Annotated in this window: 26 protein-coding genes; 13 read left to right on the top strand and 13 right to left on the bottom strand. The window is 68.3% G+C overall.

The genetic code is table 11. The annotated features are described in order from the left end of the window. The first annotated feature begins 177 nt into the window (after positions 1–177). The 3 genes from ASG62_RS05225 (at position 178) to ASG62_RS05235 (ending at position 1,811) form a co-directional block, all read left to right on the top strand. Positions 178–873, top strand: coding sequence for a hypothetical protein (locus tag ASG62_RS05225; RefSeq protein ID WP_056696038.1), 696 nt, complete (start codon positions 178–180; stop codon positions 871–873). A 121-nt stretch (positions 874–994) separates the two neighbouring features. After that, the gene (locus ASG62_RS05230; RefSeq protein WP_056696039.1) at positions 995–1,582 is read left to right on the top strand and encodes a regulatory protein RecX; all 588 of its coding nucleotides are present in this window, start codon (positions 995–997) and stop codon (positions 1,580–1,582) included. A 76-nt stretch (positions 1,583–1,658) separates the two neighbouring features. After that, complete coding sequence (locus tag ASG62_RS05235; protein WP_056696041.1) at positions 1,659–1,811, top strand: aa3-type cytochrome c oxidase subunit IV; 153 nt, start codon at positions 1,659–1,661, stop codon at positions 1,809–1,811. A gap of 106 nt (positions 1,812–1,917) precedes the next feature. Here ASG62_RS05235 and ASG62_RS05240 read toward each other — a convergent pair whose 3' ends face one another. Next, positions 1,918–2,421 (bottom strand): DUF992 domain-containing protein, encoded by a 504-nt coding sequence (locus ASG62_RS05240; RefSeq protein WP_056696043.1) that lies wholly within the window; start codon positions 2,419–2,421, stop codon positions 1,918–1,920. Positions 2,422–2,541: 120 nt separating this feature from the next. Further along, complete coding sequence (locus ASG62_RS05245; protein ID WP_056696045.1) at positions 2,542–3,381, bottom strand: tetratricopeptide repeat protein; 840 nt, start codon at positions 3,379–3,381, stop codon at positions 2,542–2,544. 126 nt (positions 3,382–3,507) lie between these two features. Here ASG62_RS05245 and ASG62_RS05250 point away from each other — a divergent pair, with 126 nt between their 5' ends. Continuing rightward, positions 3,508–3,810, top strand: coding sequence for a hypothetical protein (locus tag ASG62_RS05250; RefSeq protein ID WP_057180309.1), 303 nt, complete (start codon positions 3,508–3,510; stop codon positions 3,808–3,810). On the opposite strand, the gene rpsU is transcribed toward ASG62_RS05250, so the two are convergent. Both rpsU and ASG62_RS05260 read right to left on the bottom strand, forming a co-directional pair. After that, positions 3,807–4,055 (bottom strand): 30S ribosomal protein S21, encoded by a 249-nt coding sequence (rpsU, locus tag ASG62_RS05255; RefSeq protein WP_056696047.1) that lies wholly within the window; start codon positions 4,053–4,055, stop codon positions 3,807–3,809. The genes ASG62_RS05250 and rpsU overlap by 4 nt on opposite strands. 68 nt (positions 4,056–4,123) lie before the next feature. Further along, positions 4,124–6,169 (bottom strand): FUSC family protein, encoded by a 2,046-nt coding sequence (locus ASG62_RS05260; protein ID WP_056696049.1) that lies wholly within the window; start codon positions 6,167–6,169, stop codon positions 4,124–4,126. Between the two features lie 201 nt (positions 6,170–6,370). Between ASG62_RS05260 and ASG62_RS05265 the strand changes: the two genes are divergently transcribed. The 6 genes from ASG62_RS05265 to ASG62_RS05290 all read left to right on the top strand — a co-directional run bounded on the left by ASG62_RS05265 (position 6,371) and on the right by ASG62_RS05290 (position 12,298). Next, positions 6,371–7,624, top strand: a complete 1,254-nt coding sequence (locus tag ASG62_RS05265) for a sarcosine oxidase subunit beta family protein (protein ID WP_056696051.1) — start codon at positions 6,371–6,373, stop codon at positions 7,622–7,624. An 11-nt stretch (positions 7,625–7,635) separates the two neighbouring features. Beyond that, positions 7,636–8,034, top strand: coding sequence for a sarcosine oxidase subunit delta (locus ASG62_RS05270; RefSeq protein WP_082537309.1), 399 nt, complete (start codon positions 7,636–7,638; stop codon positions 8,032–8,034). Next, the gene (locus ASG62_RS05275) at positions 8,031–10,997 is read left to right on the top strand and encodes a sarcosine oxidase subunit alpha family protein (protein WP_413814177.1); all 2,967 of its coding nucleotides are present in this window, start codon (positions 8,031–8,033) and stop codon (positions 10,995–10,997) included. The genes ASG62_RS05270 and ASG62_RS05275 overlap by 4 nt, the downstream gene beginning before the upstream one ends. Then, the gene (locus ASG62_RS05280; RefSeq protein WP_082537310.1) at positions 10,990–11,586 is read left to right on the top strand and encodes a sarcosine oxidase subunit gamma; all 597 of its coding nucleotides are present in this window, start codon (positions 10,990–10,992) and stop codon (positions 11,584–11,586) included. The genes ASG62_RS05275 and ASG62_RS05280 overlap by 8 nt, the downstream gene beginning before the upstream one ends. 92 nt (positions 11,587–11,678) lie before the next feature. Further along, on the top strand, positions 11,679–11,888 hold the full coding sequence (locus ASG62_RS05285) for a type II toxin-antitoxin system HicA family toxin (RefSeq protein WP_244487616.1): 210 nt from the start codon (positions 11,679–11,681) through the stop codon (positions 11,886–11,888). A gap of 2 nt (positions 11,889–11,890) precedes the next feature. After that, positions 11,891–12,298, top strand: a complete 408-nt coding sequence (locus tag ASG62_RS05290) for a type II toxin-antitoxin system HicB family antitoxin (RefSeq protein WP_056696054.1) — start codon at positions 11,891–11,893, stop codon at positions 12,296–12,298. A 174-nt stretch (positions 12,299–12,472) separates the two neighbouring features. Here the strand turns inward: ASG62_RS05290 and ASG62_RS05295 are convergent, their stop codons facing one another. The 6 genes from ASG62_RS05295 to ASG62_RS05320 all read right to left on the bottom strand — a co-directional run bounded on the left by ASG62_RS05295 (position 12,473) and on the right by ASG62_RS05320 (position 19,804). Further along, positions 12,473–13,570, bottom strand: coding sequence for a DUF1513 domain-containing protein (locus tag ASG62_RS05295; protein WP_056696056.1), 1,098 nt, complete (start codon positions 13,568–13,570; stop codon positions 12,473–12,475). A 2-nt stretch (positions 13,571–13,572) separates the two neighbouring features. Further along, the gene (locus tag ASG62_RS05300) at positions 13,573–14,664 is read right to left on the bottom strand and encodes an imelysin family protein (RefSeq protein ID WP_056696057.1); all 1,092 of its coding nucleotides are present in this window, start codon (positions 14,662–14,664) and stop codon (positions 13,573–13,575) included. Next, on the bottom strand, positions 14,664–16,193 hold the full coding sequence (locus ASG62_RS05305; RefSeq protein WP_056696060.1) for a di-heme oxidoredictase family protein: 1,530 nt from the start codon (positions 16,191–16,193) through the stop codon (positions 14,664–14,666). The genes ASG62_RS05300 and ASG62_RS05305 overlap by 1 nt, the downstream gene beginning before the upstream one ends. Before the next feature lie 162 nt (positions 16,194–16,355). After that, the gene (locus ASG62_RS05310) at positions 16,356–17,651 is read right to left on the bottom strand and encodes an imelysin family protein (protein ID WP_056696062.1); all 1,296 of its coding nucleotides are present in this window, start codon (positions 17,649–17,651) and stop codon (positions 16,356–16,358) included. 214 nt (positions 17,652–17,865) lie between these two features. Beyond that, entirely contained in the window at positions 17,866–19,428 is a 1,563-nt protein-coding gene (locus tag ASG62_RS05315; RefSeq protein WP_056696064.1) for an ABC transporter substrate-binding protein, read from the bottom strand. Between the two features lie 100 nt (positions 19,429–19,528). Beyond that, positions 19,529–19,804, bottom strand: coding sequence for a hypothetical protein (locus tag ASG62_RS05320; RefSeq protein WP_056696066.1), 276 nt, complete (start codon positions 19,802–19,804; stop codon positions 19,529–19,531). 382 nt (positions 19,805–20,186) lie between these two features. Here ASG62_RS05320 and ASG62_RS05325 point away from each other — a divergent pair, with 382 nt between their 5' ends. Continuing rightward, entirely contained in the window at positions 20,187–20,588 is a 402-nt protein-coding gene (locus ASG62_RS05325; RefSeq protein ID WP_056696211.1) for a thioredoxin family protein, read from the top strand. A gap of 73 nt (positions 20,589–20,661) precedes the next feature. Here ASG62_RS05325 and ASG62_RS05330 read toward each other — a convergent pair whose 3' ends face one another. After that, positions 20,662–21,072 carry a c-type cytochrome gene (locus tag ASG62_RS05330; RefSeq protein ID WP_056696068.1) on the bottom strand — a complete coding sequence of 137 codons (411 nt, stop codon included), beginning with the start codon at positions 21,070–21,072 and terminating at the stop codon, positions 20,662–20,664. A 483-nt stretch (positions 21,073–21,555) separates the two neighbouring features. Between ASG62_RS05330 and ASG62_RS05335 the strand changes: the two genes are divergently transcribed. Further along, positions 21,556–22,398: an outer membrane protein gene (locus ASG62_RS05335; RefSeq protein WP_056696071.1), complete on the top strand. Its 843-nt coding sequence runs from the start codon at positions 21,556–21,558 to the stop codon at positions 22,396–22,398. 313 nt (positions 22,399–22,711) lie between these two features. Next, positions 22,712–23,491 (top strand): outer membrane protein, encoded by a 780-nt coding sequence (locus ASG62_RS05340; RefSeq protein WP_056696073.1) that lies wholly within the window; start codon positions 22,712–22,714, stop codon positions 23,489–23,491. Between the two features lie 116 nt (positions 23,492–23,607). On the opposite strand, the gene ASG62_RS05345 is transcribed toward ASG62_RS05340, so the two are convergent. Together ASG62_RS05345 and ASG62_RS05350 are read right to left on the bottom strand one after the other, a co-directional pair. Then, positions 23,608–24,573: a carbohydrate kinase family protein gene (locus ASG62_RS05345; RefSeq protein WP_244487617.1), complete on the bottom strand. Its 966-nt coding sequence runs from the start codon at positions 24,571–24,573 to the stop codon at positions 23,608–23,610. Between the two features lie 80 nt (positions 24,574–24,653). Then, the gene (locus ASG62_RS05350) at positions 24,654–25,406 is read right to left on the bottom strand and encodes a DUF3750 domain-containing protein (protein ID WP_056696078.1); all 753 of its coding nucleotides are present in this window, start codon (positions 25,404–25,406) and stop codon (positions 24,654–24,656) included. Between the last annotated feature and the right edge of the window lie 24 nt (positions 25,407–25,430).

Consider the following 25,430-nt stretch of genomic DNA (forward strand, 5'->3'; position numbering starts at 1 on the left):
CGTTGAGCCGACAGGGGGCCGGTCAAGTTATTGAGATAACGTTAGCATAGCGAATTGCAGTCCAGCTTCGGGAAACGCACGAGCCTCAGAACTCGATGGTCGTCATCCGAGGCTTTTCGCGGGACCATCCGTGCGGAGCCAGATCGCCCTCTCGCTCCGTGAAAGGTCCCTTCGACCATGCTCCCCGTTATCTCCATCGGAACCCTGAAGACGTCCGGCACCACCACTTTGGCGCTGACCCTGGCCGGCGTCGCCGCCGCCGCCGATATCCCGGTCGTGCTGATCGATGCCGCGCGTGACCGCGACATCGTCGCCTGGAGCCAGAAGGGCGACCGTCCCTCGAAGATCACCGTCGAGTCCGCGGACGACGAGACGACGATGGAGCGCCTCGTGCGCGCCGCCCGCCGTCGCGGCGATCTCGCCATCATCGATGCCGGCACCAGCCCCGAGGCCATCCGCTCGGCCGCCAAGCTCGCGGACCGCTCGCTGATCCCCGTCCGCTTCTCGCCGCTCTCGGCCTATGCCGCCATCGCGACCGACCGCATGCTCGCCGCCGATCTCGGCAAGGGCCGCCGTGGCCGCGACTGGGCCTTCACCGCCAGCGCCGTGACGACCATTCCGAGCCGTATCGCCCGCGTCATCGAGACCGTCGTCCAGCAGAGCGGCACGCCGCGTCTCGAAATCGGTCTCGTGCTCCGCGCCGCCTACGAGGCGCCCTTCCTACACGGCGGCACGATCTTCAACCTCGCCGACGAGATCGCGCCCGGCCTCGACCGCGCCCGCGCGGAAGCCGCGACGCTCGCCTACGAGATCGGCATTCTCGGCCGTGCGAACACGCAGGACGAAATCCTGCCGACTCGGATCGCCGCCTGATCTTTTCGCGGCCTCGCTGATGACATAAGCCTCGCGACCTCCGAAAGGGGGTCCGGGGCTTTTGTCGTTTGGGAAGCCCTCATGCTCTTCAAGCCGGCGCCGTCCGGCGCTATCAAAGGCCATGATCAAGCCACCCGACCAGGATGGCCGCGCGCCGAGGCCCGCACGGCCGAAGCCGGTCACGGCGGACTGGCTCTTCCGCGCCGCCGCCCATTATCTCGAGCGCTATGCGAGCTCGACGGACAATCTCGCCCGCGTGCTCGAGCGCAAGATCGAGCGCCGCGTGCGGGCGGCGGAGGCAGCCGGCGAGCCCTTCGCGGATGAAGACGGGACCGCCTCCGCGCGCTACCGTGCCCTCGTCGAGGAAACGATCGGGAAGTTCGTGGAGCTGAAGCTTCTGGACGATCGCGCCTATGCCGAGGCCCGCTTCGCCTCGCTGCGCCGCCGGGGCACGTCCATGCGTCAGGCCACCGCCAAGCTCGGGCAGAAGGGCGTGCCGCGCGAGACGCTGGCCGCCGTCACCGCCGGCGACGAGATGGGCGATGCGGCCGCCGCGCTCGCCTACGCCAAACGCCGGCGTCTGGGGCCGCACCGCCTGCGCGAGCGCGAGGAGCGGCGCGACCGCGACATAGCCGCGATGATGCGCGCCGGCTTTTCCTATCGCGACAGCCTTGCGGCGATCGACGGGGCGGGCGACGATCCCGAGTGACCGTCGGCTTTGCGCCATTGCAAGGTCGAGGCCGGATCGTGTAAGTGCCGATTTGATTTTGACAGGGAGCGAGACGATGGCCGAACTGCAGGGTTACGAGACCACCAAGGCCGCGCAGATGGACTACGCCGCCCACAACCGGACCTATTCCGGCTTCATCGCCATGTTCAAATACGGCACGATCGCCGTCGTGGCGATCCTGATCCTGATGGCGATCTTCCTGCTCTGACACTCGGTCTCGCGCCTCGTCGACGGCGACGAGCGCTATCCTATCTCATGAAAAAAGCCCGCCGGATCGCTCCGGCGGGCTTTTTGCTGCGATCGAAACCGCTGGATCAGGGCTTGTAGACGACGTCGCCCTTCGGCGCATGTTCCAGCGTGAAGCGGGAAATGCCGGCCGTGGCGTTCAGGCCGAACTGCGCCTGGAGGCTGGTCGGCTGCAGCGTGAAGCCGTTGTCCGGTCCGCCGCCGAGGATCTTGGCGCCGCCGCCGGCCGCGACCGAGGCATCCGCCGAGACGCCGTAGTAATTGCCGGCGATCGAGGCCGGCTCGCCCGGCTGGGTGCTGCCCGCAAAGACGATCCAGGAGAGATCCTGCCGTCCCGTGATGCCGAGATCGACGCCGACCGTGTCGAGGCGCGCGACATAGGGCTCGGGCGCCGCGCCGCGATCGGCCGGCTTGAACACGCAGAGATAGTCCTTCGAGGACCCGATGACGTAGGCGAGGGCGCCGTCGCTCTGGCAGGTGAGAAGGCCGAGCCGCGTGCCGGCTTCGGCACCCGCGGGAAGGGCGAGGGCGCCGAGAAGGGCGGCGGCGGCGAGAAGGGCGGGACGTTTCATGACGCTACTCCGAAAAATGACTGTCGCTCGTCAACTCGTCGCAGCTCTTTCGGTTTCACGTTGCCTCTTCACGCCTTCGCACATGCGGTAACGCATCGTGCGCGAAGCCGGCGAATTGGGTCAGCTCGTGCGCGCCATGCCGTCCTTGGCCGGGCGATAGTTCGGATCGAGCTGCGCCGCACGCGCATAGGACTTGCGAGCCCGCGCCTTGTCGCCCTGCCGTTCGTAGACGATCGCCTGATTGGTCCAGTATTCCGCGCTCTTGTCGTCGAGCTTCAGCGCCATGTTGAAGTCGGTAAAGGCGTTCTCCTCGTCGTCGAGCGCGAGATAGGAGACGCCGCGGCCCGAATAGGGCTCGGGCGCATCGGCCTTCAGCGAGATCGCGTGGCTGAAATCCTCGATCGCCTGCTTGTGCTGGCCGTCGAGCTGATAGAGCAGGCCGCGATTGTGATAGGCGCGGGGGTCGGTCGTGTTGAGGTCGATCGCGCGCTGGAAGTCGGCGAGCGCCTCGCGGTTGCGTCCCGCCACGCGATAGATGTTGCCGCGCCCGATATAGGCGCTGTCGTAGTTCGGGTTGATCTTCAGCGCCGTGTTGTAGTCGGCGACGGCCTTCGCCCCCTCGTTCGTCTGGCGCAGGACGAGCGCCCGGTTGGCATAGGCCTGATAGAAGTTCGGATCGAGCTGGATCGCGGTCGTGAAGTCGGCGATGGCGCGGTCGTAGTCGCCGGCCCTGCCATAGGCGGTCCCGCGCACGTTGTAGGCTTCGGGATCGCGCGGATTGGCGTTGACGGTCGCGGTCAGCGAGGAAATGTTCTCCGCCGACCCCTGAGCCTGGTCGAGGCGGATCGCGTTGGCGTCGGGGCCGCCCGTCTGGCAGGCGCCGAGCGCGAAGAGAAGGCCGAGCACGCCGAGGCGCGCGGGCAGGAAGAAGGGCCGGGGAGGCCGGGCGGCGCGCTGCATGGCGTTATCCTTGCGGGCAGCGGCGTCGTAATGGGATGCCAAGCGTCCGGTCCTTCTCATCGTCTCGGAGACAGCCGGCCCCGGATCGGGCGCGGGGCCATCGAGACCTCATCGCAACGGATCGGGATGCTAGCGCATCCGGCCGTTGATAACATTGCAAATATCCGGGCCGATCCGAAGATCGAGGCCGTTTGCATGCGGAAATGCCACGAGCCCGGCCGGGGTCTCGCGGTATCGGTCGTGGAGATCGCGCCCGCGGCGGAAAGCCCCGAGAGCATCGGCTTCGATCCATCCATGCGAAAAAGGCGGCGGACCGTCAGGGCCGCGCCGCCTTCGCTGGACTGGAAAATAGCCCAAATCATGACGGGCAGGGCGCGTCCGCATCGCCTCAAGGAGGCGGCGTCCGGAACGCCTGAAATTGGGCCTTAGGCCGAGCGTCCGCCTGCCTTTGCGGCGGGCTTGGCGCTGGGCAGAAGGCCTTCGCGCTGGGCCGCCTTGCGGGCGTTCTTGCGGGCGCGGCTGATGGCGGCCTGCATGGCGCGCACGCGGCGCTCGGAAGGCTTCTCGTAGTGGTCGCGCTGCTTCATTTCGCGAAAGACACCTTCGCGCTGGAGCTTCTTCTTCAGGACGCGGAGAGCCTGGTCGACATTGTTGTCGCGGACGAGAACTTGCACGGGTTGTTCCGTTGAAAAGGATGGGCCGATCGGAGCCTCGCAACGGTTTCTCGAAAGGCCGGGTTCCGTCACGAAATTCGACGTGGGCCCTTACCATGAGTTCCCTCCTCTGTCGAGATGGCCGCAGGCGTCCCGATGCTCTTCCCCTCCTTCGCCTCCGGCGTCGCCCCGTCGATCGAGGCGATCACATGCGACAGGACGCCGAGCGCCAGGAGCGGATCGTCGGAGGCGGCGGAGAGGGCGCCGTCGCGCGTCCGCCGGGACAGATCGGGCGCGCGACGCCGCATGCTGGCGAGAAGGCCGGGCCGGCGAAGCGCGGCGATCCGGTCGCGCAGGGCCGCGATCGCCGCGAGGAGATCGTCCCGGCTTTCCGGCGGGATCGGCCTGTCGGAAAAGGCCCTCGCGAGCCGGCGGGTCCAGTAGGCGAGCGCCATGAAGCGCAGGAGCGCGATGCGGATGGGGCCGGGCTTGCGCACGAGGTTCCAGTGCGGCCCGAGCGCGCGGGCGGCCGTCGCGAGCGCCGCATAGCGGTGGTCGAGCCGGCGCGACAGGGCGAGGAGGCTGCGCCCGCTCCCCGTCTCCACCCGCTCGGCGGCGGCGCGCAGCATGTCGTCGAGCGCGTCGAGAAGGGCGGTGACGGCGGCCTCCGCGGTGGCGCTCGCACGCTGCGGCAGGACGGCGAAGGACACGAAGGCGCCGGCCAGCGCGCCGACCAGCGTCTCCTCCAGCCGCAGCACGAGGAGATCGACGGAGAACTGCCCGATCAGCCCGTACATCAGCGAGATGACCAGCGTCACGAAGAAGGTCATCGCGCCGTAGGAGATCTGGAGGAGGTAGAAGCCGGCGAAGACGAAGAGGATGGATAGGCCGATCGAGACCGGGACGTCGCCGCCGACGAGCGTGGCGAGGCCGATGCCGGCGACGATGCCGACCATCGTGCCGAGCGTCCGGTTCAGCGCCCGGAACACCGTGTCGCCCCGCGACTGCGTGTTGGTGAAGACGAGGAAGGCGGTGAGGATCGCCCAGAAGAAGCGCGTCTGCGAGACGAGAAGCCCGCCCGCCATCGCGATGGCGGCGGCGAGCGCCACCTGGATCGCGAGCCGCAGCTGCGGGTCGGTGATCAGCGCGCCTTCGGGCGCCGCGGGCATGGCGGGCGGCTTCTGCGCGGCGCGCAGGAAGGCCTCGCGCGGCGCGGCCCGCGCCCGCGCCTCGACGAGACGGCGGGCCTCGTCCAGCCGCTCGCCGGCCACCGTCCGGTGCTCGGCGGCCTCGACGCCGCTTTCGCCGTCGCCCGGCTCGGCAAGATCGGCGACGAGCAGACTTTCGGAGGCGAGATGGAGGTCGAAGAGCGCGACGGCGAGCTCGCCCATCGGCCCCCGCGTCGCCTCGCCGGACAGGGCCTCCGCCGGCATGTAGCCCTCCGCCGAGAGGATGGCGTCGCCGAGCTGCATCTGCCGGTTGACCGCCTCGCGCCTAGCCTCGACCGGCCAGCCCCGCCGCCGCCCGTCCTCGACCGCGTCCTTCAGCTCGTCGATCCGCTGCCCGACCGCCTCCACGGCGCGGCGGAAGTCGCTGTCGGGATGCTCCGGCAGGACATGGTTGCGGATGAGATGGGAGACCGTGCCCGACAGCGCGATGGCCAGCGCCACCGCCGGCAGATCGTTCGATGCGGGGTGGAGATAGACCGAGATGAAGTAGCACATGAAGGCGAACATCCCGACCGCGTTCCAGCGCGCGCCGTACTTGCGCCCATAGACCGCGGCGAAGACGAGCGCGACGAAGAGCGCGTCGGCGATGCGCGGCACGGGCTCCAGCGCCACCGCGAGCGCGGCGGCGGAAAAGCCGGCGAGGCCGCAGAGAAGCCGGGTGCGCAGCTGCGCTCTCGCATCCGCCTCGCGCACGGCGAGCGCGCCCTGCATGGCGGTGATCATCGCGATCCCGTAGGCCGAGGGCGGCAGGGCGAGCACGGCATGGGCGGCGAAGAGCGCGCAGACGACGAGCGCCAGCGTCAGCGTGACGCGGGACGCCATGCGCAGCTTGCCGAGGCCGGGATCGGAGGTCACGGCAAGGCGTGTCAGTCCGAAGGTCAGCGCTGTCGGCTGTCGATGGGGCATGGGCGGTCCCGTTGCGTCCCGATCCGTCGGGCCCGTCCATGTCGGTCATCCCCTCCGCGATGGCAACCCGGCCCCGCGCCGGGACAAAGCGTCAGAGCCCGTCGCAAAATGAGCATGATCGGCGGCTCAAAACGCTACACCCAATGCGAAGCGAGGCGGCTATCGGTCGCCACCCGGCGATCTCGATCCAAGGATGCTCGAATGCGACGTTTCTCAGCCTTCGCGCTGGCGCGTGAGGCCTTCCGGAACCATAGCGGCTGGGGCGAGCAATGGGCCTCGCCCGAGCCGCGCCGGCATTACGACGTCGTCATCGTGGGAGCCGGCGGACACGGCCTCGCCACCGCCTACTATCTCGCCAAGGTCCACGGCATCACCGATATCGCGGTGATCGAGAAGGGCTGGCTCGGCGGCGGCAACACCGGCCGCAACACGACGATCATCCGCTCGAACTATCTCTACGACGAGTCGGCCGCGCTCTATAACCACGCGCTGAACCTCTGGGAGGACCTGTCCCAGGACCTCAACTACAACGTCATGTTCTCCCCGCGCGGCGTCCTGATGCTCGCGCACAACGTCCACGACGTTCAGGTCGCCAAGCGCCACATTCATTCCAACCGGCTGAACGGCGTCGCCAACGAGTGGCTGACGGCCGAGGAGTGCAAGGCCTTCTGCCCGCCGCTCTATATCGGAGAGGACACGCGCTATCCGATCGTCGGCGGCGCGCTGCAGCGGCGGGGCGGCACGGCGCGTCACGACGCGGTGGCCTGGGGCTATGCGCGCGCGGCCTCCGCGAGGGGCGTCCACATCATCCAGAACTGCGCCGTCACCGGCATCCGCCGCGGCGCGGACGGCGCGGTGAAGGGCGTCGAGACCAGCCGCGGCTTCATCGGCGCCAAGAAGGTCGGCGTCGTCGCGGCGGGCTCCACCTCCACCGTCATGGAAATGGCCGATGTCCGCATGCCGCTGGAGAGCTTCCCGCTTCAGGCCCTGGTCTCGGAGCCGGTGAAACCCTGCTTCCCCTGCGTCGTCATGTCGAACACGGTCCACGCCTACATCTCGCAGTCCGACAAGGGCGAGCTGGTGATCGGCGCCGGCACCGACCAGTATCCGTCCTACAGCCAGGCCGGCAGCCTCCACATCCTCAACCACACGCTCGACGCCATTTCCGAGATGTTCCCGATGTTCCGCCGCATGAAGATGCTGCGCTCCTGGGGCGGCATCGTGGACGTGACGCCGGACCGCTCGCCGATCATCTCCAAGACGCCGGTCAAGGGCCTCTACGTGAACTGCGGCTGGGGCACCGGCGGCTTCAAGGCGACGCCCGGCTCGGGCCACGTCTTCGCCCACACGATCGCGCGCGACGAGCCGCACCGGATCAACGCGGCCTTCGACCTCGAACGCTTCACCACCGGGCGCTTCATCGACGAGGCGGCCGCCGCCGCCGTCGCGCACTGAAGGGGACGACGATGCTTCTCATCCACTGCCCCTATTGCGAGGAAGAGCGCCCGGAGCTGGAGTTCCGCCAGTCCGGCGAGGCGCATCTGAAGCGCCCGGAAGGCTCGGCCACCTTGAGCGACCGCGAGGCCGCCGAGCTTCTCTACTTCCGCACCAATTCGCGCGGCCTCGTCTTCGAGCGCTGGCGCCACATCCACGGCTGCGGGCGCTTCTTCAACGCCGTGCGCCATGCCGTGACCGACAAGTTCGTGAAGACCTACAAGGCCGGCCTGCCGAAGCCCGAGATCGACGCGGACGGGAGGCTGGCGGCGGCGGGCTCGAACGCGCCGACCTTCGACGCCAATGTCGAGCCGGACGTCATGGGCGATGCCGCCCACACACCCGTCGCCCGCACGGAGGCGCAGCAATAATGGCGTCCTATCGCACCACCACGCGCGGCCGGCTGAAGGGCGCAAAGCGCATTCCCTTCACCTTCGACGGCAATCGCTACGAGGGCCTGGAGGGCGACACCCTGGCCTCGGCGCTCCTGGCCAACGGCGTGCATCTGACCGGCCGGTCCTTCAAGTATCACCGCCCGCGCGGCATTCTCGGCGGCGGCTCGGAGGAGCCGAACGCGCTGATGGAGATCCGGCGCGACGAGGTGCGGCGCCAGCCGAACATCCGCGCGACGATGCAGCCGCTCTATGCCGGCCTGACGGCGACCAGCCAGAACCGCTTCCCCTCGCTCGCCTTCGACATCGGCGGCGTCAACGGCGCGCTGTCGCGCTTCCTCACGGCGGGCTTCTACTACAAGACCTTCATTTGGCCGAAGTCCTTCTGGCACAAGGTCTACGAGCCGAACATCCGCGCCGCCGCCGGCCTCGGCCGCGCGCCGACCGAGCCGGACACGGACGGCTATGCCAACCGCTTCGTCCATGTCGACACGCTCGTCGTCGGCGGCGGCGCGGCGGGTCTCTCCGCCGCCCTCGCGGCGGGGGAGCGCGGCGACAGCGTCATCCTCTGCGACGAGGGCTCGAGTTTCGGCGGCTGGCTGAAGGTCGAGAGCGCCGCCACGATCGACGGCGTCCCCGCCGCCGATTTCGTCGCCGACGCGGTGTCCCGTCTGGCCGGCATGCCGAACGTCCGCCTCATGACGCGCACGACGGCCTTCGGCTACTACGTGCAGAACATGGTGGCGCTGGCCGAGGAGCTGACGGACCATTTGGCCTCGCCCGATCCGCTCTCCCCGCGCGAGCGTCTCTGGCAGGTGCGCGCCAGGAAGGTCGTGCTCGCGACCGGCTCCATCGAGCGCCCGCTCGTCTTCCCCGACAACGACCGCCCCGGCATCATGCTGGCCTCGGCCGGCCGCCTCTACCTCAACCATTACGGCGTGAAGCCCGGCAACCGCGTGGTCGTCTTCACCGCGCACGACGCGGCCTACGCGGCCGCCTTCGACCTGAAGCGCGCCGGCGTCGAGGTTCCCGCGATCGTCGATCTGCGACCCTCGCCGGACGATGCGCTGGTGCGCGAGGCCCGCGCGCTCGGCATCCTGGTCCTGGCGGGCTACGAGATCGTCAAGGTCAAGGGCTTCAAGCGCGTCCGCGGCGTCTTCGCGGCGGAGCTCGGCACCGGCATCGACCGCCAGGGCTTCGACTGCGACGCCGTGCTCATGTCCGGCGGCTTCACGCCCTCCGTCCACCTCTTCTCGCAGTCGCGCGGCAAGGTGACGTTCGACGCGGACCTCCATGCCTACGTGCCCGGCGAGACCGCGCAGGACTGCGTCTCGGTCGGCGCCTGCAACGGCGATTTCGATCTCGCCTCCACGATCTCCGCCGCCCGCGCGGCCGGCGGCGCGGAGGCGGGCGGCGCGGTCGCCACCTCCGGCCTCTCCGGCACCACCGGCGGCATGGCGGGCGCGACGCCTGCCGCAGGCCCCGGCACGTTCGGCAAGGCCTTCGTCGACTGGCAGAACGACGTGACCGCCAAGGACATCCGCTTCGCCACGCAGGAGGGCTTCCGCTCGGTCGAGCACATCAAGCGCTTCACGACCAACGGCATGGCGACCGACCAGGGCAAGACGTCCAACATCCACGGCATCGGCGTCGCCGCCATCGAGCTGGGCACCTCCATGCCGCAGGTCGGCCTCACGACGTTCCGCGCGCCCTTCACGCCCGTCACCTTCGGCACGATCGCCGGCTACGGGCGCGACGCGCTCTTCGACCCCACGCGAAAGACCCCGATCCACGAGAGCGCGGCGGCCGAGGGCGCCGTCTTCGAGGATGTCGGCAACTGGAAGCGCGCCTGGTACTTCCCGCGCGGCGACGACATGCACGCGGCGGTGAAGCGGGAATGCCGCGCCGTGCGCGAGGCCGCCGGGCTCTTCGACGCCTCGACGCTCGGCAAGATCGAGGTGACGGGCCCGGACGCCGCCGAGTTCCTCGATCTGATCTACGCGACGCCGATCGCGAGTCTGGCCGTCGGCAAGTGCCGCTATGCGATCATGCTGTCGGAGGCGGGCTACGTCATGGACGACGGCATCGTCGCCCGCATCGACGAGCATCGCTATCACGTCACGACGACGACCGGCGGCGCGCCGCGCGTGCTCAACCACATGGAGGACTACCTCCAGACCGAGTTCCCGCATCTGAAGGTCTGGCTGACCTCGATCACCGAGGAATGGGCCACGATCGCGATCCAGGGCCCGAAGGCGCGCGAGATCGTGACGCCCCATGTCGGCGGCATCGACATCTCGCCCGAAGCCTTCCCGCATATGTCGGTGGCGACAGGCACCTTCATGGGCGTTCCCTGCCGCTTCTTCCGCGTCTCCTTCACCGGCGACACCGGCTTCGAGATCAACGTGCCGGCGCCCTACGGCCGGGCCGTCTGGGATGCCTTGCGCGAGCTCGGCCGCCCGCACGGCGTCGAGCCCTACGGCACCGAGACGATGCACGTCCTTCGAGCCGAGAAGGGCTACATCATCGTCGGCCAGGAAACGGATGGAACCGTCACGCCCGCCGACGCCGCGCTATCCTGGGCGGTCTCGAAGAAGAAGGCGGACTTCGTCGGCAAGCGCGGCATGCAGCGCCCCGATCTCGTGCGCGCCGGGCGCAAGCAGCTCGTCGGTCTCCTCACGCAGAACCCTCTGACGGTTCTGGAGGAGGGCGCGCAGATCGTCGCCGATCCGAACCAGCCGATCCCGATGACCATGATCGGCCACGTCACGTCGAGCTACTGGTCGGAAACGCTCGGCCGCTCCATCGCGCTCGCGCTGGTGCGCGACGGCCGCGCGCTGAAGGGCAAGACGCTCTACGTGCCGATGGCCAAGGAAACGATCGGCGTGGAGGTCACGGCTCCGATCTTCTTCGATCCGGAAGGGGAGCGCCTCCATGGTTGAGTCGACCGCAGCGACCGCCACCATGTCCCTGCGGGCCATGTCGCCGCTGGACGGGCGCTATGCCAGCGCCGCCGGCGTCACCCTCTCGCCGATCGCCCCGCGCACGCGGCTCGCGCTCCGCGCCGGCGAGGGCGACCTCGCCGCGATCGAAGCCGCCCTCGGCTTCGCTCTGCCCCGGCGGCCGAAGACGGTGACGGGCGAGGGCGTGGTCTCCGCCCTCTGGCTCGGGCCTGACGACTGGCTCCTCGTCGACGAAAGCGAGGGCCGCGATCCGCTGGCGCTCCGCTCGCCGCTCGCCGAGCGTTTCGACGCCGTCACGGCGCCCTTCTCGCTGGTCGACGTGACCAACCGGAGCGTCGCCCTGTCGCTGGACGGGCCGGCGGCGGAAGCGGTCATCTCCGCCGGCTGCGCCCAGGACATCCGCCTCCAGACCTTCCCGGTCGGCTCGGCCACGCGCACAATCCTCACCAAGGCCGACATCGTCCTCTGGCGCCGCGCCGAACACCGTTTCGAAATCGCCTGCTGGCGCTCCTTCGCCGACTACGTCTGGACACTCCTGACGGTGGCGGCCCGCGCACCGGCGGTGTGAGACGCGCCGCTCGCAGAGCATCGTTTCCACATGGCCGAACTTGCTGCTCTCTCGCACAGTGTGTACGTTGATACACATTGTGCGGAGCGGTCGTGACCAAGAGCCTGTCGAGCCGAGATGTGATCCGCCTGTTGGAAGCGGATGGTTGGGTCCTGCTGAGAGCGACCGGCGATCATCATCATTTCAAGCACCCGACGAAGACGGGCAAAGTCACCGTCACGCTTCCGGTCAAGACCATTCCCATCGGAACGCTGCGATCGGTCTATCGGCAAGCCGGTTGGAATTGGAGCGAGAGGAGCTGAGGATGCGGGTCGTCGCGCTGATCCATAAGGACGATGGTACCGATTACGGCGTGTCGTTTCCGGACTTTCCCGGCTGCATCAGCGGCGGCGCAAGTCTCGACGAGGCGCTCGCCCGCTCGACGGAAGCCTTGAACGCCCACATTGCCGTCATGCTGGAGGACGGCGATCCCATTCCGACGCCGAGGGCACTCGACGATCTCAAGGCCGATCCAGACTATGCGGTCGATTTCGATGGCGCCGTCATCGCCACCGTCCCCGCCTTCGTCGCCGGCCGCCGCTCGCAGCGCGTGAACGTCACGATCGACGGCGATCTCCTGGAGGAGATCGACGCCGCGGCAAAGGCATTTCCCGGTGGACGCAGCGGGTTCCTGGCGCAGGCCGCGCGCGAGAAGATCGCCAACGCCCGCTGAAAGCGCGAGCCGACCTCGTTCTTCGTGCATGCGGTTCTCGTTGCCAGCCTGTACGCCCCGCAGGCCTTTCCGGTAGACCCGAATGCTGAGCTTGTCGAAGCACGAGGGTGAGACCGAAGCTCGACGACCTATCGCCGCCGTAAGCGGGATCAGGTCGGTGGCGCGCTGCCGATCCTACGATAACGCCAGAATGTGATTGTCCCACAGCACTTTACGGCTCGGCATGAGCTGGGTGTCGTCGGCCAGCATGACGATGTCGCCCTGGCCGCTCGTGGCGAGGAAGTCGCCGCCGGAGGGGGCGAGGCCGCAGCCGTCCTTCAGCGTGTGGTGGGCGGCGACGGTGGCGGTGGCGGCGTCGAGGACGAGGAGGCGGTTGCCGACCGGGGAGGAGAGGGCGATGCGCGCGCCGTCCGCGCTGGCCGCGACCGAGCCGACATAGTTGGAGAGGGCGGCAAGTTCGGGGCGCGGCAGTTCGATCAGCCGGGGCGTCTCGCCGAGGCTCGCGAAACCGACGAGCTGCGGCGCGTCGGCGGGGTTGCCCTCGTATTGGCAGCCGAACCAGACGCGGGACCGGCCGTCGATCGCCAGATGCCGGATCGAGAGCTGGTGGAGCTTGGCGTCCAGCCGCTGCTGCTCGCGGATCTCGCCGCTCCGGCGGTCGAGAAAGACGAGCGAGGGTTCCATCGTCGCAATGTTCAGCTTCTGGCGGCCGAAGGTCGGATCGGTCTCGATGCCGCCATTGGCGACGACGATCGTCTCCCCGTCCGGCATCAGAAGCGCCTCGTGCGGGTCCATGCCGCCGGTCCGGAACTCGCCGATCCGTCGGAAATCGTCGGCCGTGTCGTAGAGGCCGATCAGGCCTTCGGCCGTCTCGATCTCGTTCTCCGTCGCATAGAGAAGAGCCCCGTCCGGCGAGAAGAAGCCGTGGCCGAAGAAGTGCCGCCCCTTCGCCGAGAGGATGGTCTTCAAGGTCCGGCCGCTCGCGGGGTCGAAGACGACCGCGAAGTTGCGCGGGCGGCGGGCGAAGGCGACGGCGCGCCCGGAGACGGGATCGAAGGTCACGTCGTGCCCGCGATCGGGAAGCTCGACCAGCGAAAGGACCTCGCCGCGTTCGGAAAAGACCGCGCAGCCGTAGCGCCCTTCCGCGACCTGACAGGCGGCGCCGTAGACCGTGTCCGTGCGCGCCAGGGCCTCCGCCGCGCGTGGCGAGAGGGCGCTCGCGAAGCTGGCGCCGGCCCCGAGAAGAAAGGCGCGGCGATCGACGAGGTGCATCGTCAGTCTCCGTCGAGCGAGGAGAAGCCGGCCTGGAGGCCGACCGCCGGGGCGAACTGGTCGGCGAAGAGGTCCTGCAGGCTGTGCGTCACGATGAGGAGATAGCCGACGCGATCGCGGCGCTCGGGATCGCCGGCCGCCACCGCCAGCGGCACGGTGAGCGCCTGGAAGGCTTTCCCGGCATTGGCGAACTCGAAGTCGATCGAGGCGTCCATCCCGTGCTGGGCCGGCGGAAGAAGGCTGCCGATCCCGGAGCGGTCGTAGAGTTCGGAGAGTCCTGAGAAATTGGCCTGGAGGCTCGCTTCCGTCAGCTCCGAACGCTGGTAGAGCCAGCCCTTCGGATTGGCCTCCGCGATCGTGTCGCCATAGCCGGGCTGGATGCGCAGATCCCGGATCGCCTCGAAGGCATGAACGAGCGTGCCGATGATCTCGTCGAGCGAATCGTCGATCTGGCGATAGGCGGGGCTGTCCGCGCTCGGATGCGTCATCGCCTTCGCGATGCCCTCCGGATCGTCCCAGCCCTTGGCGATCTCGCCCGAGGTCGCACTAACGCTGGTCGCGATCGCCGCGCCGTAGCGGCAGCGGAAGCTGCCGTCCGGGGTCGTCAGACTGTCGGCATTCGTGCCGAAGAGCACGAATTCCAGCGCGTTCAGCCCCTGCACCGCGACGCTCTTGGCGCGCAGGCCCTCGACCGTCGTCGCCGCCTCGTCCTTGGCCACGAGCAGCGCCTGAACCTGGCGGAGCGCGACGCCGCGCCGGTCGGGCCAGAAGAGGAACCGGTCGATGCGGTTGTCCTGCATGATCGGTCCGAAGCGCACGAACTCGATCCGCGAGAAGGCGGTGACGAGCCCGGCGAAGCCTTGGCGCGCGGCGAGCAGCGCCGCCTCGGACGGCGCCTTGCAGAGCGCGTCTTCCGCCGCCGCCATCTCCCCGGCCCGCGCCGCGAGATCGCGATAGGCCGGGCGGAAGACGTCGTCGATCGCGCGCTGGACGACCGCGACCCTGTCCGGGTTCTCCGCCGCCCGGCCGGGCGCGGCCGCGAGCAGGGCGGCACCTAGGAGGAGAAGGCCGGCGGCTCGGCTCCGATGGATCATCAAAGCGACTCCAGAAAGGCGTGAAGGGCGTCCCGGTCGGCCTTGTCCATGGCCGCATAGGCATCGCGGGAGGCCTGCGCCTCGCCGCCGTGCCAGAGGATCGCCTCGGTGAGGTCGCGGGCGCGCCCGTCATGCAGGAAGAGCGTGTGCCCGTTGACGATCTTCGTCAGCCCGATGCCCCAGAGCGGCTGCGTGCGCCATTCGCGCGGGCCGGCATCGCCGATGGTCGAACCGTCGGCCAGTCCGTCGCCCATGTCGTGCAGCAGGAAGTCGGAATAGGGCCAGATCAGCTGGAAGCGCTGCGCCTTGTCGAGCGCCTCGCGGCTCGTCACGAATTTCGGCGTGTGGCAGGAGGCGCAGCCCGCGCCGTAGAAGAGGCCCTTGCCCTTCAGGACCTCCGGTGCGCCGACGTCGCGGCGGGCCGGCACGGCCAGATTCTGCGAATAGAAGGTGACGAGGTCGAGCACGGGATCGGGCGCCTCCACCTCGCCGAGCCGCGGCTGCACGCCGCTCGGCGCGTCGCGGCAGACGCGCTGGGCAAGCGAGCATTCGCCGAAACTGTCGGTCACGAGCGGCGTCGAGATGCCGATATCGCCGGAGAAGGCCTCCGCCGACTGGACCTTGATGGAGGGCGCGCTCGCCTTCCAGCCGAAGCGGCCGAGCACCGTCTCCCCCGTCTCGGGATCGCGCACCAGCGAGGCCTTGCCGGAAATGCCGTCGCCGTCGCGATCCTCCGGGTCGGCATGGGCGAGGATGTCCTCCGGCGCGATGGCCTCGACGAGCCCGAGCCCGATCATCGGCGGCGCGACGCGCGGCGAGAGGCGAACGTCCGGCGCGAGCGGGCCGTATTTGAGGTCGGCGACGCCATAGGTCGGGTGGCGCATGGGAACCAGCGTCCCGTCGCCGAGCGTCACCGACCGCTCGTCGTAGCGGATGGTCATCTGGCCTTCAGGCTCGACGCCGGGCACGGCGAAATTCTGCAGCTGGCCGCCATAGGTCGGCTCGGGAATGCGCAGCATCGTGCGCTCGGCCAGCGCCTTCCTCTCGTCTTCGCTATGGGCGGGAACGGAGAGGCGCAGGAACATCGAGACCGCCGCCTCGCCATCCGTCGGGGGATGGCCGCGCCCGTCCTTCAGATGGCAGCTCTGGCAGGAGCGCGCGTTGAAGAGGGGGCCGAGCCCGTCCGAGGCTTCCGTCGAGGAGGGCGAGGAGACCCAGAACTTGCGAAACAGCGCGTTGCCGAGCTTGAACGTGTCCTCGCCCGCAAAATCCTGGTTAGCCGAAACCTGGCTGAAGGAGTCGCGGTTGACGAGCTTCGTCGTGGTGCCGCCCCCGCCCTGCATCTGCTCGAAGGCCTCGGGCTTGGAGAAGTCGCTCGTCGGCTCCGTCACGGCTTCGACCCGCGCCAGATCCTTCGGCGTCAGGTCCGTGCGGACGGCCATCGTCTCCGCGACGACGGCGACGGCCGGCAGGAGAGCCACGCCGGCGAGGATCGAGGCGAGGAGCGCGAGGGAGCGAAGGGCGGCCATGGGCCTCACAGCGAACGGGATGCAGCGGTGTCGTCGTCGATCGGTCGCTCGAGGCGCGATTCACGCGGCGCGGGTTTGTTCATGTCGCAGGGATGGCGCAAAGGCACGGCGCGGATCGCCGCACCATGCCGTCCCATTCCCGCTCTTACGCCGGAGCACGCTTTACTGGAAGACCGCGTTGACGTTGTCGAGGCTGTCGGAGCCCTCGATCTTCACGTCCTTCACCTCGAGCGCGGCGACCGCCCGCTCGATCGTGCGGGTCTGGGCGATCAGCCCGTCGATCGCGGCCTGGACGCGGGCGTTTCCGGCCGCGTTGCCCTCGCCAATCTGCTGATCGTAAGCCTCGCCCCCCTCGGCAGCCTTGGCGACCGCCTCCATCGCGACGACCGTCGCGTCGAGCTTGGTGCGCAGTTCCGCGTCCACCTCGGGCGTCTTCGCCTTCACGAGATCGGAGACCGAGGGGCCTTCGACCACCGAGCCGTCCAGCCGCACGTAATGGCCGGTATAGACGTTGCGGATTCCGATCGCGTCGTTGAGATGTGAGACGTGGGTGTTGTCGGAGAAGCAGTCGTGCTCCTCCTCCGGGTCGTGCAGGAGAAGGCCGAGCTTCATACGCTCGCCCGCCAGTTCGCCGTAGGAGAGCGAACCCATGCCGGTGAGGACGGCGGCGACGCCGGCCTTCGGATCGTCCGTCAGATGCTTGCGCGCGGCTCCTTCGGCCTTCCAGTTGCCGACCATCTCCTCGAGATCGGCGACGAGGAGATCGCTCGCGGCCTTCAGGAAGGCGGCGCGGCGGTCGCAGTTTCCATTGGTGCACTCAGCCTTGGAATAGTCGCTCCAGGGGCGCTCGCCGGCGCCGGGCCCGGTGCCGTGCAGGTCCTGGCCCCAGAGCAGGAATTCGATCGCGTGATAGCCCGTGGCGACGTTCGCCTCGACGCCGCCGGCCTCCTGGAGCTTGTCCTTCAGGAACTCGGGCGTGATCTCGGTGGCGTCCAGCGTCTCGCCGCCGACGGTGATCTTGGGGTTGGCGATGACGTTGGCGACGTAGAAGGCGTTGGAGTCGCTCTCGGCGCCGTAGCTCGGCGCGACATAGTCGATGAGACCCTCGTCCAGCGGCCAGGCGTTCACGCGGCCTTCCCAGTCGTCGACGATCGGGTTGCCGAAGCGGAAGGCTTCCGTCTGCTGGTAGGAGGGGCGGGCGGCCTTCCAGGCGGCGCGGGCGGCGAGGAGCGTCTCCTCCGACGGCTTGGCGATCAGCGCGTCCACGGCCGCGTCCAGCGTCTTGGCGGAGGTCAGCGCGTCCTCGTAGCCGGCAAGGGCGAGGTCGGAATAGGTGGCGATGACGGCAGCCTCGCTCGGCGCCTGCGCGCGCGCGGCACCGGAGAGAAGGCCGAGCATGGCGACCGAGGCGGCGAGGCCTGCGAGCGTGCGGCGGGCTGTCGGACGGGAACGAGTCATAAGGCCTCCATCGGGGTGCGATGCCCCTGTCGTGATGGCTGCCGGAGGCCTTCGGCGAAAGCGCGGCGGCGGCTATGCCGGCGAAGGGCTAGGAGCCGCCCGCGACCTTGTCAATCCGCCTCGTCTTGTTTGGAGGCGTTCTATATTGGAACGATTCTGATCTCCGATAGTCGAGCCAAGCATCGGCGATGCCGATGGCAAGATTTCAGTACGATCAAGGCTTGGTGGCGCCCGCGAGATCGATCAGGCCGGTCGGCTCGATCGAGAGCCCTTCCACGTCGGGCGCGACCACCATGCCGATCCGGCTTTCCACGACGAAGGCAAAGGGCGCGTCCTCGTGCACGATGCGCTGGATCTCGGCATAGAGCCTGGCGCGGGTCGCCGGATCGCCCGTGCGCCGTGCCTCCTCCAGCCGCCTGTCCACCTCCGGATTGGCGTAGCCGCCGGCATTGAAGCCGCCGATGCCGGGCTTTGCGGTCGAGCGCAGGGCGAGGAAGGGAAGCGTGTCGGGGTCGAACACGGTCCAGGCCATCTCCGCCATGTCGGCCTTGCCGGCAAGGCCGGGATTCACGTTGGAGAGAAAGGTGTTCCATTCGTAGGTCTGGATCTTGGCGTCGAGGCCGGCCGCCGAAAGGTCCGCCGCGATGCGCTGGGCCATGGTCACCGGCTCCAGCATGCCGCTGCCCCCTTGCGCGACCAGAAAAGTGACGCTCTTTCCCTCCGCGCCGGCTTCCCGGATGAGGGCTCGGGCCTTGCCGGGATCGTGGGCATAGGGAGCGACATCGCCGGCCGATGCGCCGAAGGCGGACGGGATGGGGCCGGATGCCAGACGCGCGCCGCCCCCCAGCGTCTCCTCCGCGATGGCCTGCCGATCGATCGCATAGTTCGCCGCCTGCCGGACGCGCCTGTCGGAAAAGACGCCCTCCTTCGTGTTGAGGATCAGGAACCAGAGATGGGGCGCGGTCGTCTCGGCGAGGATCGGCCCGCCGGTCCGACCTTTGCGAAGGGCGGGCAGGGCGTCGTGCGCCGGCTCCGTCATCGCGTCGATCCGCCCGGCCTTCAGCGCGGCCAGCCGCTCGACGGGATCGGGAATGGCCTGGAACTCGGCCTTCGCCAGACCGGCCGCCTCGCCGCGATAGGCGGCGCTGCGCTCCAGTTCGACGGCGGAGCCGGTTTTCCATGTCCCGAGCCTGTACGGACCCGTGCCCACCGGATGGCGGGAGAGCGCTGCGCCCTGCGTCTTGATGGCGCTCGGCGAGAGGATGAAGCCCGTCGGCGTCGCAAGGCTCGCCAGGATCGGCGCATAGGGAAGGCGGAGCTTGAAGGCCACCGTGTCCTCGTCCACCGCGCGGACGCTCTCGATGGGCGCGAAGATGAAGGCGAGAGGAAAGGTTCCGGCATCGGCGAGCGCGGGGTCCAGCAGCCGCTCGAAGGTCGCGACGACCGCCGCAGAATCGAGCGGCGTACCATCTTGGAAGCGGATGCCGGCCTTCAGGTCGAAACTGTAGGTCAAGCCGTCCGGCGAGACGGTCCAGCGCTCGGCGAGCGCGGGCTCGACGTCCATCGAGCCGGCCTTGAACCGAACGAGCCCTTCGAAGATCGCGGAGAGGATGCGGAACTCCGCCGGGCTCGTCGCAGCCTGCGGATCGAGCGTCGCGGGCGCCGCGATGTCGCCGACCACCAGCGTGTCGGCCGGCGTGGCGCCGAGGGCCGGGGCGACGGCGACGAACGATCCGAGAATCAGGCAGGCGAGAAGGCGCGGTACGTCGAAGGGCAAAGCGGATCTCCGGGGGAATGGCGCGCCCGGAGAAGACGAAGAATGTGGTCCGAGAGTGGGGAGGCGGCCCGCAAAGCGACCACGGCGGGGAACGATCGCGTTACCGGATGTCGAGGAAGTAGCCGAGGGCGGCGAGCAGAAGGCCGACGACCATGGCGGTTACCACGACGCTCTGCGGCTCGCGGCAGACCGGCTCCTCGTTGTCAGGCGCATCTGCCAGAAGCTGCGGCCGGAAGCCGCCGGAGGCGAAGCCGAGGCTCGGCTGCGTTCCGGGCTCCGCCGACGGCGCCGCCGATGCCGCAAGGCCGCCGACGAGAAACGGGCCGGGAACATAGGTGGAGCAGGTCTCCGCGGTATCGGCCGGGCTCGTCGCCAATGCCGACGAGCTTCCTCTGCGTTCGTTCGCGGCGATCGTGTGCATCGCAACAACGTCTGACCCGACGCCATTGGAAAAGTCCAGCACGGCACGCATCGACCAACTCCAATTGCCAAGCTAATGTCCCAACGTGCGAACCGAATATTGGTTCAAACCGGTGGAAATACTTGGTGTTCGGCGAGGCGATCGAGGGCGGCCGCCGAGGATGTCGGCCGAAGCCGCGATCGGGTTGCCCATCGCGGCGGATGGTCGAGCGACCGCGAAGACCACGCGGTGTTCGCTCACCCACGCTCTCTCGCTCAAGCGTGATCGCCGCGTCCGCCATCGTCCGAGGACAGGGGCGGTGCTTCGTGCAAGGATGCTGCGGGATGGGGAGACTGCCGTGCGAACAGGGCGAGGGGCGGCTGTCGGGCCGCGAAGGGCGGCGAGTTTCGGCCTTCTCGCCGCATGGCTTGCGATCCTGCCGACCGGCGGGCAAGCCGCCGAGCTCCTGATGTTCGAGCAGAAGGCCTGTCCCTTCTGCGAGGCCTTCAACCGGGAGATCGCGCCGGACTATCCGGAGAGCGCGGCCGGCCGGGCGGCGCCGCTGCGTCACGTCGATATCTGGCAGAGCCGGACCGGCGGCGTCGAGAGCCTCGATCCCGCCGTCTTCACGCCGACCTTCGTGCTCGTGGAGAACGGCCGGGAGATCGGCCGGCTGATGGGCTACCCCGGCCGGCGATATTTCTACCAGGAGATCGAACCGCTGATCGCCCGCCTCGGAAAGCCGCCCGCGACGCCGTGACCTCGAGACGCCGCCGCCGCGCCGAGGGCTTTCGAAAGCCCGTCCGGCGCGGCGGTCGGTCCTGCGATGGCGACTACTGCGCCGGGTCGCCCGTCTCGCCAAAGGTCTTCAAATAGGCGATGACATTGGCGATATCCTCGGGTTTCTTAAGTCCGGGAAAGGCCATCTTGGTCTTCGGCACTTCGGCCTTCGGATTGGTCAGCCAAGCCGTCAGCGTCGGCTCGTCCCAGGCGGGATGCGCCTTGGCATATTCCACGAGGCCGGGCGAGAAGGCGTAGCCCTCCACCGAGGCCACGGCCTCTCCGAAGATCCCGTTCAGCTCCGGCCCGATCTTGTTGGCCGCTCCCGGTCCGACCGCGTGGCAGGCCTGACACTTCTTGAACACGGCCTTGCCGGCCTCGGCATCTCCCGCGCCCTGCGCGGCGGCGGGACCGGCCAGGGCCGCGCCGATGAAGAGGGCGGCCACCGTTTGACGTTTCAGCATGTTTCCTCCGACTGCGTATGCGGTGCCTCCGGGAGCGATCATAGGGCGACATCGCCGACGCTGACAATCGAGCGGATAGGCGCAGGCGGCCGGCCGCCGATAGGCGGTGCAACGGTCGGAAAACGGTTGGCGCACCCATGGAGAGGCCGATGCATGCCATCCCGACGACCTCACGGCGTCGTGAAAATGCAGTTTTTTCGAGGGCGCTGCAACGCGTCTGAACCTGATGATAGATCAACGATATCAATTCATTGACAGCTCAATGACGTCACCGAGCTCGCCGGGAAAACGGCCAAATCGTGGCATGTCCGCAACAGACTGTTTTGCTGATCGTCCGGCAGGCTTGTCGGTTGGGCCGCCATGCCCGATCTTCTCGTCATGGAAGGCCGAGGGGTCGGTGCTTCGCGCAGTGCGAGCATCGGGCCATCGGCGAAGCCGCCCACGAATGATCTTCGCCGAAGAGCGAAGCACGGAGTATCGACCATGAAGCGTTTTGCCATCCTCTTCGCCACCACGGCCTTCGTCACGCCCGCCATCGCCGCCGACGTCGTCTATGAAGAGCCGCCGGCGCCGGTCGCCGTCGTCGCCGCTCCGACCTGGACCGGCTTCTACGTCGGTATCCAGGGCGGCGCCGCCTTCAACCCCGAAGATCCCGATGCGCTCGACATCTCGTCCACCTTCGGCAACGACGCGGTCATCCCGCTGAACGCACTCGGCACGCTTGGCACGATCAACGGCGCCTTCGGCCCAGGCCGTTCGTCCGAGTTCGACGAGAGCTTCGCCGGCGGCGCCCATGTCGGCTACGACTACCAGATCGATCAGTTCGTTCTCGGCGGCATCATCGACATCAACGCGCTCGACGTCTCGCAGTCGCAGACGGCCTTCTCGACCACGCCGGCCTTCTACACCGCCGAGCGCAGCCTCGATTACCTCGCGACCGCCCGTCTTCGCGCCGGCTACGCCGTCACCCCGACGGCGCTCGCCTATGTCACCGGTGGTCTCGCCTATGGCGAAGTCGACTACTCCTTCTCGAGCAATTCGGGCGCGATCAACGCCGCCACCCCGGCCCAGGTCTTCGAGGACGAGGACGACTTCGGCTACACGGTCGGCGCCGGCATGGAAGTCATGGTCGCCGAGAACGTCTCGTTCGGCGCCGAGTACCTCTACACCAACCTCGGCGGTGATTCCTTCACCCGCCTGAACGGTGGTCCTTTCGACGGAAACGGTCTTGCTGGCGTGAACCTTGCCGGTTCCACCGACTTCTCGTCGAACGGCGATTTCGACTTCCACACGGTCACCGCGAAGCTGTCCTACCGCTTCAAGTAAGCCGTTTTCGGCGGGCTTGAGCCCGCTGACGATGACGTGAGAACCCGCCGGCCCCTGGGGCTCGGCGGGTTTTTTAATGGAAAATCAACGACCCGAGCTTAGGAAGGATTCACCAACGCGGTGGTGGACCGGCCATGTGGCAGACCTGCAACAGCGTCGTGGGGAACGAGATCGCCGGTGCAACCCGGACCCTTCGAACCACATTTGGACCATAACCGAGGCGCATCGGGCCTCTGTCTGAAATTCGGCGGCTCGATGAGGGACGGGCCGTCGGACGAACGTCGCACAAGAGCGACAACACTGGAGTATCACCATGAAGCGTTTTGCACTTCTCCTCGCGACGACCGCCTTCGTCACGCCCGCCATCGCCGCGGACGTCGTCTACGAAGAGCCGCCGGCTCCCGCCGCCGTCTACGAGGCCCCGACCCCGTCCTGGACCGGCTTCTACGTCGGTGGCCAGGCTGGCGTTGCCTTCAACCGCGATTCCGGCGCCTTCTCCTCGTCCAACTCGTCCTTCGTGGGCGGCAATGACGGCGAAGAGAGCGGCTTCATCGGCGGCGGTCACGTCGGCTACGACTACCAGATCAACAACTTCATCATCGGCGCCGTCGCCGACCTGAACTACATCGACGCTTCCGCTTCGACGTCCTACACGCTCCCGAACAACCTCGGCGGCACGACGACCTTCGGCGCCGATCAGGACATCGACTACGTCGGCACCGTTCGCGCCAAGGCCGGCGTCGCCATGGATCGCTTCGCGGTCTACGCGACGGGCGGTCTCGCCTATGCGGGCATCGACAACAAGTTCAACGGCTCGTCGACCTACATCAACAGCGCCGGCCAGGGCTTCAACGTCAGCGCCCGCGGCGATGAGGACGACATCGGCTACGCCGTCGGCGCCGGCTTCGACGTTCTCGCGACCCAGAACATCTCGTTCGGTCTCGAGTACCTCTACACCGACCTCGGCGAGTCCAAGATGGACGTGACCTACACCCCCGCGATCACGGGTGCCGGCACGACCTTCACGACGGGTTCGAACACCGACCTCGACTTCCACTCGGTGATGGCGAAGGCCTCCTACCGTTTCAACTAAGACCCTTGGCGGCTCCCCCCGGAGCCGCCCTTCGGTCCTGACATGAAAGAGCCCGCCGCATCCGAAAGGACGCGGCGGGCTCTTTTTCGTTTCAAGCCTCGCTCGGGCAGGTTCGTTCAGTGCGCGGCACCGAGCGGCGGCAGGCCGAGATCGCCGCGGCGGGGCAGGTCGGCGCCGCGCCGCGAGCAGGTGACGGCGGCGGCCCGGACGGCGAAGCCGACGAGAGCGTCGAGCGAGTCGCGGTCGAGCCCGCCGATCGCCGAGCGCGACAGGATGCGCTTCTCCTGAAGCTGCGAGAGGAGGGCGGCCTGGAACGTGTCGCCGGCCCCGACCGTGTCGACGACCTGAACCTCCACGCCCTCCACCGCCGACTGGATGCCGGATGCGGCATAGGCCAGCGCCCCGTGCTCGCCGCGCGTCACGACGCCGAGCGCCACGCCCTGGTCCATCCAGTCCGCGATCACGGCATCCGCCGTCCGGCCGGGATAGAGCTGTTCGAGATCCTCCTCGCTCGCCTTCACCATGGCGACGAGCGGCACCGTGGCGGCGACGCGCGCGCGCCAGACGTCGAGATCGGGCTGGATGGAGGAGCGGATGTTGGGATCGTAGGAGACGAAGCGCTGCGTCGTCTCCTGGGCGATCAGCTGCGCCAGCGAGGAGGCCGTTGGCTCCGAGACTGTCGAATAGGACCCACCGATATGGATGGCCTCGAGCGAGGTCGGAAAGCTCTGCGGAACCTCGTCCGCCTCGATCGACCGGTCGGCCGTGCCCTCGATGTAGAAGGAGTATTCCGCGCTGCCGCTTTCGGAGAGCGAGACCATGGCGAGCGTCGTGTTGCGATCGGTGTCGATGAGGAAGCGCTGGTCGATGCCCTCGCGCTGCATGTAGGCGCGGATGCGCCGGCCGTAGAGATCACCCGACATCTTGCTGAAGAAGGCGGACTCGTGGCCGAGGCGGGCAAGGCCGAGCGCGACATTGAGGGCGGAGCCGCCGACGCGCGCGTTCAGCGTGATCTTCGAGACGTCGGGATCGGGTTCGGCGAAGACGTCGAACAAGGCATCGCCGCAACTCAGGAACATCATATCTCTCCCTGTCAATTCGAACCGGCGGTAGCAGGAAATGGCGTCCGGGAAAACCTCGTCGCCTCTCCAAAAAAGGCAGTTCACACGGGATCGGGCCTCAAGGCATAGGTGCCGAAGGCCGGGATCTTGATCGCCAGCCGAAGCGGATCGATGCCAGCGACGAGGCCGAGGAAGTTGACCTCCAGCCCCGAGCCGAGGCCGATGACGGCGCCCGCATAGCCGAAGAGCGAAAGCCGGATGTCCTCGCGGTCTCGGTCGTAGAAGACGAGCTGCCCCTCCGACGGATAGTCCCGCCCGACCGCCACCGGCGACAGCACCGTGGAAAGGCCGGGCACATGGCGCAGGACATGGGCGACGAACGTGTTCGAGTTCGGCCCGGGAAAGATGCGATAGCCGCCCGCGGCAGCGTAGGGGTAGGAGGCGATCGCCGCGCGGAAGGCCGGCAGCAGGGCCTCCGCCTCCGCCCCGAAGCGCGCGAAGACGATGCGCGGCTCGTTGGAGTACCAGCGACCGTCGGCGGGATAACCGTTGCGCCGGATCGGCGAGCCCCAGCCCACCTTGTCCCAGCGCTCGTAGGTCCGGGCGCCCGCGTCCTTCAGGACGATCCAGGAATGTTCGGAGACCGAGCCCTTCAGCCCGCCCGTGCGCGCGGAGAGAACGTAGACCGCCGCCTCCGGCGTCTCGCCGGGCTGCGGCAGGAGCTTGGCGCTCGCCCAGTTCGCGTCGCGCCATGTGCCGGGATGTTCGCCGATCTTCCAGAGGGCCGCCGAAAGCGCCGCCGGCAGGACGAAGACGAGGAGAAGGGCGAGAAGAGCGAGTTTGACGATCTGCATCGGGCTTTCGGACATGGGAGCGAA

The sequence above is a fragment of the Aureimonas sp. Leaf427 genome (genome assembly GCF_001425485.1).
Lineage (GTDB): Bacteria > Pseudomonadota > Alphaproteobacteria > Rhizobiales > Rhizobiaceae > Plantimonas.